The 7,685-nt window shown below is 72.0% G+C and carries 7 protein-coding genes; 2 read left to right on the top strand and 5 right to left on the bottom strand.

What is annotated here, in order from left to right; all coding sequences use genetic code 11:
* Window positions 1-143: 143 nt before the first annotated feature.
* From K206_RS0122485 to K206_RS0122495, 3 genes are all read right to left on the bottom strand, one after another.
* The gene (locus K206_RS0122485; protein ID WP_029043944.1) at window positions 144-1,457 is read right to left on the bottom strand and encodes a M20 aminoacylase family protein; all 1,314 of its coding nucleotides are present in this window, start codon (window positions 1,455-1,457) and stop codon (window positions 144-146) included.
* 531 nt (window positions 1,458-1,988) lie between these two features.
* Window positions 1,989-2,837, bottom strand: a complete 849-nt coding sequence (locus tag K206_RS0122490; RefSeq protein WP_020204646.1) for a fumarylacetoacetate hydrolase family protein — start codon at window positions 2,835-2,837, stop codon at window positions 1,989-1,991.
* Between the two features lie 122 nt (window positions 2,838-2,959).
* Window positions 2,960-3,916, bottom strand: a complete 957-nt coding sequence (locus tag K206_RS0122495) for a LysR family transcriptional regulator (protein WP_020204647.1) — start codon at window positions 3,914-3,916, stop codon at window positions 2,960-2,962.
* Between the two features lie 126 nt (window positions 3,917-4,042).
* Here K206_RS0122495 and gstA point away from each other — a divergent pair, with 126 nt between their 5' ends.
* Window positions 4,043-4,669 carry a glutathione transferase GstA gene (gene gstA / locus K206_RS0122500; RefSeq protein WP_020204648.1) on the top strand — a complete coding sequence of 209 codons (627 nt, stop codon included), beginning with the start codon at window positions 4,043-4,045 and terminating at the stop codon, window positions 4,667-4,669.
* 126 nt (window positions 4,670-4,795) lie between these two features.
* On the opposite strand, the gene K206_RS0122505 is transcribed toward gstA, so the two are convergent.
* A complete protein-coding gene (locus K206_RS0122505; protein ID WP_020204649.1) occupies window positions 4,796-5,587 on the bottom strand; it encodes an MBL fold metallo-hydrolase in 792 nt (263 codons plus the stop codon).
* 64 nt (window positions 5,588-5,651) lie between these two features.
* Complete coding sequence (locus K206_RS0122510; RefSeq protein ID WP_020204650.1) at window positions 5,652-6,629, bottom strand: LysR family transcriptional regulator; 978 nt, start codon at window positions 6,627-6,629, stop codon at window positions 5,652-5,654.
* Window positions 6,630-6,828: 199 nt separating this feature from the next.
* Here K206_RS0122510 and K206_RS0122515 point away from each other — a divergent pair.
* Window positions 6,829-7,685, top strand: an 857-nt coding sequence (locus tag K206_RS0122515; RefSeq protein WP_020204651.1) for an MFS transporter, incomplete at its 3' end; no start/stop codon positions are given.

The raw sequence follows: 7,685 nt of genomic DNA on the forward strand, positions 1-7,685 counted from the left end.
GAAATTCACGAGAACCCGCACGCCATGCCGGCGCGAAGACGTGCGCCGCGGCCGGGCGCGGACCGGCACCGACGCCGCGCCGCCGCCATGCCATCGTCACTCCATCGCCGCGCCGTCGCCGCACTCCGGCGCGGCACCGCGGGTCACGCCAGATACCGCTCCACCAGCCGCGTCCAGTACGCCGCGCCGATCGTCAGGTTCTCGTCGTTGAAGTCGTAGCCGGCGTTGTGCAGCAGCGGCTGGCCGGTGCCGTTGCCCATGCGCACGAAGCAGCCCGGGCGCTGCTGCAGGAAGTAGGCGAAGTCCTCGCTGCCGGCGATCAGCGGGAAATGCCCCACCACCTTGTCCGGGCCGACCAGTTCCTCGGCCACCTGCCGGGCGAACTCGGTCTCGCGCTCACTGTTGACCAGCACCGGGTAGCCGCGGATGTAGTCGATCTCCACGGTGGCGCCATAACCTTCCACGTGCGACGTCACCAGCCGCGTGATGCGCGCTTCCAGCGTGCGGCGTACGTCCGGGTTGAACGAGCGCACGCTCAGTTCGAGCTTGGCACTTTCCGGGATCACGTTGGGCGCGTGGCCGGCGTGCAGCGTGCCGATGGTGACTACCGCGGTCTCGTTGGGGTCGACGTTGCGCGAGACCACGCTCTGCAGCGCCATCACCAGGCTGCCGGCGACCAGGATCGGGTCGATCGACTGGTGCGGGCGCGCGGCGTGGCCGCCCTTGCCGCGGATGGTGATGGCCACCGTATCGCAGGCGGCCATGAACGGCCCGCTGCGGAACATGAAGGTGCCGGTCTCCACGCCGGGATGGTTGTGCAGGCCGAAGATCGCGTCGCACGGGAAGCGCTCGAACAGGCCGTCGGCCAGCATGCGCTCGGCGCCGCCGCCCGCGCCGATTTCCTCGGCGGGCTGGAAGATCAGGTGCACGGTGCCGTTGAAATTGCGCGTGCGCGCAAGCTGGCGCGCGGCGCCCAGCAGCACGGTGGTGTGGCCGTCGTGCCCGCACGCATGCATCTTGCCGGCGTTGAGGCTGGCGTAGGGCAGGCCGGTGCGCTCGTGGATCGGCAGCGCGTCCATGTCGGCGCGCACGCCGACGGTGCGCGGGCTGTCGCCCTGGCGCAGGCGGCCGACCACGCCGGTGCCGCCGACGTGGCGCGTCACCTCGTAGCCCCAGCCTTCGAGCTGGCTGGCGACCAGCTCGGCGGTGCGCACTTCGTCGAAGGCGAGTTCCGGATGCTGGTGGATGCTGTGGCGGATGGCTTCGAGCTCGTCGCGGCTGTCGACGGTGTCGGCGAGTTCGCAGAAGCGGGCAACGCGGGCGGAGAAGACGGAAGGGCCGGAAGCGCAGCCGGAGGATGGGCCGGAAGATGGGCTTGATTGCGGGCGGGAAAAAGCGGAATCGGGATCGGAGTCGGCGAGCAGTGACTCCATCAGTTCGGGGGCGTGTTCTGACATGGCGGGCTCGTGTTCGAGGCGTATAGAAAACAGTATTTCACGCTGGCCGGGGAGCGCAAACGGTTTAACCCTTTGTAGCGAAATCGCGCGGGAAGTGTTGCGAACGGGGGACGGTTTGCGCGCGCGGGGATCACAGGGGGAACTCGCGGCGGGGGATGGGATCACAAGCCGCCGTTTCCCGCGGCGGTTTTCCTGGGGATGGCCTGCCGCGTGGCTTGCCGGCATGAGGTGTCGCCGGCGGTACAGCTTCGATGCGGAGATGCTTTGTTTGCGTTGCGCGCGTGGCGTCATGCGGGTGCGGGGCGATGCGATCGCGATGGCTTCGGCGGGCGCCGGCCCTCTCCCCCGGCCCCTGTCCCGCCGGGCGGGAGAGGGGAGAAAACCATGCGCCAAAGCAAGGCGCGGCAGCAAAGAAAAAGGCGGCCGATTGCTGGCCGCCCTTCCCTTCGCTTTCCTCCGCTTTTCCTTCACCTCCACTTCGCACGCACCGGCCGGTGCGTCGCCATCGCGATGGCGCACAGGCCGGCGGCGTCACCCCTTGGCGTAGGCCACCACCGTCTGCGCCTGCTCGCCGAGGCCGTCGATGCCCAGGCGCATGCGGTCGCCGGCCTTGAGGTAGCGCGGCGGCTTGAAGCCCATGCCCACGCCCGGCGGCGTGCCGGTGCAGATCAGGTCGCCCGGGTGCAGCGTCATGAAGCGGCTGACGTAGCTCACCAGCGTGGCCACGTCGAACACCATCGTGGCGGTGCTGCCCTTCTGCACGCGCTCGCCGTTCACGTCCAGCCACAGGCCGAGCGCCTGCGGGTCGGCCACTTCGTCGCGCGTGACCAGCCACGGGCCGACCGGGCAGAAGGTGTCGCAGCCCTTGCCCTTGTCCCAGGTGCCGCCGCGCTCGATCTGGAATTCGCGCTCGGAGACGTCGTTGACCACGCAGTAGCCGGCCACGTGCGAGAGCGCTTCCTCGCGCGAGACGTCGCGCGCGAGCTTGCCGATCACCACGCCCAGCTCCACCTCCCAGTCGGTCTTCACCGAGCCGCGCGGCAGCATCACCGCGTCGTCGGGGCCGTTGAGCGAGCTGTTGGCCTTGAGGAAGACGATGGGCTCGGCCGGCAGCGGCATGCCGGCCTCGGCGGCGTGGTCGGCGTAGTTCAGGCCGATCGCCACGATCTTGCCGATGCCGCTCCAGGGCACGCCGAAGCGCTCGCCCCGCACCACCGGCAGCGCGGCCGGGTCGAGCGCGGCCAGCTTCGCCAGCGCCTCGGCCGACAGTTGCTGCGGCCCCAGGCCGTCGATCACGCCGGACAGGTCGCGCACGCGGCCCTCGGCATCGATCAGTCCCGGGCGCTCGGCGCCGGGCTTGCCCACACGTACCAGTTTCATCGTTGTTTCTCCTTGGCTTGGCTTTGGTGACGGAACGGCCGGCGGACTTTCTTTTGGCTGCCCGCTTTCGGCTCACCGGCGCAGCATATCCGCATTGGCGGCGGCCCGCTTATCCGTCCGCCTTATCGGTCCGCTTTATCGGTCCGCTTTATCGGTCCACCTCGTTCGTCCGCCTGCCCGTCGAGCCGCACGTGCCCGGCGAGATGCGCGACCACGGTGGCGATGCGGCGCAGGTGGCGCGACTCGGGATGGGTCAGCAGCCACAGGTCGGTGTCGCATTCGTCGAGCGCTCCGGTGAGCTGCACCAGCCGGCCGCTGCGGCGCCCGATCATCAGCGAGATGATGCCGATGCCGAGTCCGCCTTCGATGACCTCCACCACGCCGGCGATGCTGTTGACGCGGTACTGCGGCGACACGCGCGGCAGGTGCCTGCGGCGCCAGCGCACCGAAGGATGGTCGGGCATGGCTTCGTCGGGCGCGGTCCAGGGCAGGGCGGCCAATGCCGCCGGCGCCACGCTGCCGCCGTCGCGCGGCGGCGCCACGCCCGCCGCGGCGAGCAGCTCGCGCGAGGCGAACACCGCCACGCGCAGCGGGCCGAGCCGCCGGCCGATCAGGTGGTCGGGCGGCTGCCGCGTGGCGCGCACGGCGATGTCGGCATCGCGCCGGGTCAGGCTGGCGAGTTCGTTGGTGGCGGTCAGCTCGAAGCTCAGGCCGGGATGGGCGCGCCCGAGCGGCGCCAGCGCCGGCAGCACCATGCCGTGCAGCACGGTGTCGGTGGTGGTGATGCGCACCAGCCCCGTGACCGTGCCCGCGCTCACCGACGCCTGCGCGCGCGCCGCTTCCAGCTCGGCCTCGATGCGCTCGGCGTGCTGGGCGAACTGCTGCGCGAGTTCGGTGGCGAGGTAGCCCGCGCGGCTGCGCTCGAACAGGCGCCGGCCCAGGCCTTTCTCGATGCGCTGCAGGGCGCGGAACACGGTGGAGGCGTCGAGCCCGAGCCGCCGCCCGGCCTCGGCCAGGGTCGCGCCGCGCACCAGCGCCAGCACGATGTCGAGATCCGGTGAGGTCAGTTGGTAGGGCATTGCAGATCCGCATTGATTGCTTGCAGCCGCGCGCATTGCGATTGCATATCCGCAATCCTAGACTGCCCGCACGCCCGTCACAAGCCGTGGCGGCAAACCCCGAAGCATTCCAGAGGAATCATCCCGATGAAGCTCTACTACACCCCCGGCGCCTGCTCGCTCGCCGTCCATATCGCGCTGCGCGAAGCGGGCCTGCCGTTCACGCTGGCCAAGGTGGACCTCGCCACGCACACGCTGGCCGAGGCCGAGAACGGCAGCACCGATTTCTACGCGGTCAGCCCGCGCGGCTACGTGCCGATGCTGCAACTGGACGACGGCTCGCGCCACACCGAGGCCGCCTCGCTGCTGCAGTACGTGGCCGACCTCGCGCCCGCCGCCGCGCTGCTGCCGCCGGCCGGCACGGTGGCGCGGCTGGAGGCGGTGGGCTGGCTCACGCTGGTCTCCACCGAGCTGCACAAGGTGTTCAGCCCGTGGCTGTGGCACAAGGAAACCGCCGGGAGCACGCGCGAGGCGTGCAAGGCCAAGGTGGCGCTGCGCTTCGCCGAGCTCGACCACCACCTCGCCACGCGCGACTACCTGGCCGGCGACCGCTTCGGCGTGGCGGATGCGTATGGCTTCGCCATCGTCAACTGGGCCACGATCCTGCGCATGCCGCTGAACCCGTATCCGGCGCTGCAGGCCTACCTGTCGCGCGTGGCGGCGCGGCCCCGCGTGCGCGAGGCGCTGGTGGCCGAAGGGCTGGCGCGCGATTGAGCGGAACCGGGCGCGGCCGGCGCGGCTGGGCACGGTTGAGTGCGACCGAGTGCGATCGAGCGCAATCGATGGCACGGCCGGGCGCGAGCGGGGCGGACCGGCGCCGGTCGCGCGGACGGACCGGCGTCAGGCGCGCGCCGCGGGCATGGGCGGCAGCCGGTAGTCGTCCTGGCTCAGCAGGTCCAGCCCGCACGCCAGCGTGGCCACCCAGTCGATGAACTGCGTCACCATCGCCTTGCCGCGGAACGACGGGCCGTGCTGCGGCACGATCCACTCGATGTCGAGCCCGCGCGCCATGTTGGCCCACAGCCGGCACGCGCGGTTGCCGCTCATGTAACGCTGATGGAAGGGCAGCATGGCGCGCGTGTGGGCATCGAAATCGCGCACCGTTTCGCTGGCCTCGCTCGCGCTGGTCAGGGCCGCGCCGAGGTCGCCCGAGAACAGGATCTTGCTGACCGGGTCGTAGAACTGGAAGTTGCCTTCCGAGTGCAGGAAGTGCGCCGGCACCGCCAGCAGCGTGCTCTGGCCGAGCGCGATCGGCATGCCGGCGTCGGGGATGGAGATGATGCGCCCCTCGGTGCGGCCGGCCTGGCAGAAATGCGGCAGGAAGCGCGCCCACACGCGCGAGATCGCGATGCGGCTGTCGGAGGCGGAGAGCCAGCGCCCGACCGAGGCGACGATGTCCGGGTCGGCGTGCGAGGCGAGCACGTAGTCGAGCTGCTTGGGCGGGAAGTAGCGGCCGATGGCGAGGTACAGCTCGCTGTAGGTCATCTGCCCGCCGGGGTCGATCAGCGCGCCGTGGCCGTGGTCCACCACCAGGAACTGGTTGGTCTGCACCACCTCGCCGTGCTCTTCCTCGACCAGGTCGGAAAACATCAGGCAGGTGTGTCCGCCGGCGTCGTACAGCGTGATGGCCATCGCTCTTGTCTCTCCCCAAAGCGGCGAAAGTAGCGACGGCGGCGCGGTGGCGGCTTGACGCGGATCAAGGAACGGTGGAATCGGGTGCCGAATCCGGCGCCGAATCGGGTATGGCATGCGGCGCCGAGGCGCCGGACCCGCCCGCCTGCGCCGCGGCGATCTCCGCGCGCAGCGCGTCGAACAGCAGCGCCAGCGGCGCGCCCAGCCGGCGCGGCAGCGGCGCGTGCAGCAGCCACGCGGTCAGGCCGGCGCGGAAGCCGCGCACGTCGAGCACCTGCACGGCATCGCGGTGCGCGCTGCGCGCCAGCACCTCGGGCGTCACCGCGCCGATGCCGACGCCGCGCGCCACCAGCGACAACTGCAGCTCCGCGCCGAACGCCTCCACCGCCACGTTGAACGGCAGGTGCGCCGCGTCCAGCGCGCGGCGCAGCACCGAGCGCATGCCGCAGCCGTCCTGGTTGAGTACCCAGGCATGCCCGGACAGCTCGCGCAGGCTCAGGCCCGCGGCCGGCGCGCGCATGCCGCGCGCGGCCACCACCAGCGTGGCGTAGCGGCCCAGCTCGCGCGCCGTCAGATGCGCGGGCGGCACCACGCCGTCGGGCAGCAGTGCGGCCACGGCATCCAGGCGCGCGCTTTCCACCTGCTCCAGCAGGCCCGGCGACCAGCCCGCCGTGACCCGCACCGTCAGCCGCGGAAACTGCTCGCGCAGGCGGTCGATGGGCAGGGCGAGCGCCATGTCGGAGAGGAACGGCGGCATGCCCAGGCGCAGCTCGCCCACCACCTCGGCGCCGCGCGCCGCGCGCGACATCAGGTCGTCGGTGGCCAGCAGCACGCGCTTGCCGAGTTCGTAGACCTCATGGCCGGCGGCGGTGGGCCGCAGCGGCTTGGCCTGTCGGTCCAGCAGCGCCACGCCGATCAGCGCTTCCAGGCTCTGCACGCGGCGCGTAAGCCCGGGCTGGGTTAGGTGCAGGCGGCTGGCGGCCCGCACCATCGAGCCGGCTTCGACGACCGCGATGAAGGCTTCGATGTCACGCGTGTTCATGGCGGGCTCCGTGGGCGAACCGCGGCGTGCGAGCCGGCACGCGGCCCGGGACATGCAAACAAACCGGCATAAAGATTATCCCTATATTTCAATTGCCGCATGGGTAGCCGGATCCTAACATTGCCAGCCCGGGCCTGCCGGGCCGGCGCACGCCAATGTGGCGCGCCGCACCGGCGCGGGCCCTCTTGCCGGAGATGCCATGTCTTGCCCCGCCCTCGCCGAACCCGCCGTGGTCCATCCGGCCGCGCCGCCGCCCGCCGCCGCCCTGCCCGAACTGACCGGGCGCCTCGCGCTGTTCCTCGCCGCCGCGGTCGGCGTGATCGTGCTCAACCTGTTCGCCGCCCAGCCGCTGACCGGCCCGGTCAGCGCCTCGCTCGGCCTGCCGCCGGCCTGGCGCGGGCTGGTGGCAATGCTGCCGCAGCTCGGCTACGCCGCCGGCCTGGTGCTGCTGGTGCCGCTGGCCGACCTGCTGGAAAACCGCCGCCTGGTGACGGGCACGCTGCTGCTGTGCGCGGCCATGCTGGCGCTGGCCGCGGCGGCGTGGTCGGGCGCGGTGTTCTTCGTGGCGGTAGCCGCGGCCGGCGCCGCCTCGTGCGCGATCCAGATGCTGGTGCCGCTGGCCGCGCTGATGGCGCCCGAAGCCCAGCGCGGGCGCGCGGTCGGCAATGTGATGAGCGGCCTGATGCTGGGCATCCTGCTGTCGCGCCCGCTGGCCAGCCTGCTGGCCGGCGCGGGCGGGTGGCGCGCCTGCTACGCCGTGCTGGCGGGGCTGGACGCGCTGCTGGCGGTGGTGCTGATGCGCTGGCTGCCGCGCCGCCAGCCGGCGGGCGGCCACCGCTACGCCGGCCTGATCGCCTCGATGTGGCACCTGCTGCGCGGCCAGCCCGTGCTGCGCCGGCACGCGCTCACGGCGGCGCTGTCGATGGGCGCGTTCAGCGCGTTCTGGACGGCGGTGGCGCTGCGGCTGGCGCAGCCGCCGTTCGCGCTCGGCAGCCACGGCCTGGCGCTGTTCGCGCTGGCCGGCGCGGCGGGCGCGGTGGCGGCGCCGCTGGCCGG

The sequence above is a fragment of the Cupriavidus sp. WS genome, assembly GCF_000395345.1.
In the GTDB taxonomy this organism is placed as follows: Bacteria; Pseudomonadota; Gammaproteobacteria; order Burkholderiales; family Burkholderiaceae; genus Cupriavidus; species Cupriavidus basilensis_B.

Bases quoted from the DNA above. Each gene is read 5' to 3' on its own strand.
- K206_RS0122510 (WP_020204650.1), bottom strand. From the start codon at position 6,629: ATGAACACGCGTGACATCGAAGCCTTCATCGCGGTCGTCGAAGCCGGC.
- K206_RS0122495 (WP_020204647.1), bottom strand. From the start codon at position 3,916: ATGCCCTACCAACTGACCTCACCGGATCTCGACATCGTGCTGGCGCTG.
- K206_RS0122490 (WP_020204646.1), bottom strand. From the start codon at position 2,837: ATGAAACTGGTACGTGTGGGCAAGCCCGGCGCCGAGCGCCCGGGACTG.
- K206_RS0122505 (WP_020204649.1), bottom strand. From the start codon at position 5,587: ATGGCCATCACGCTGTACGACGCCGGCGGACACACCTGCCTGATGTTT.
- gstA (WP_020204648.1), top strand. From the start codon at position 4,043: ATGAAGCTCTACTACACCCCCGGCGCCTGCTCGCTCGCCGTCCATATC.
- K206_RS0122485 (WP_029043944.1), bottom strand. From the start codon at position 1,457: ATGTCAGAACACGCCCCCGAACTGATGGAGTCACTGCTCGCCGACTCC.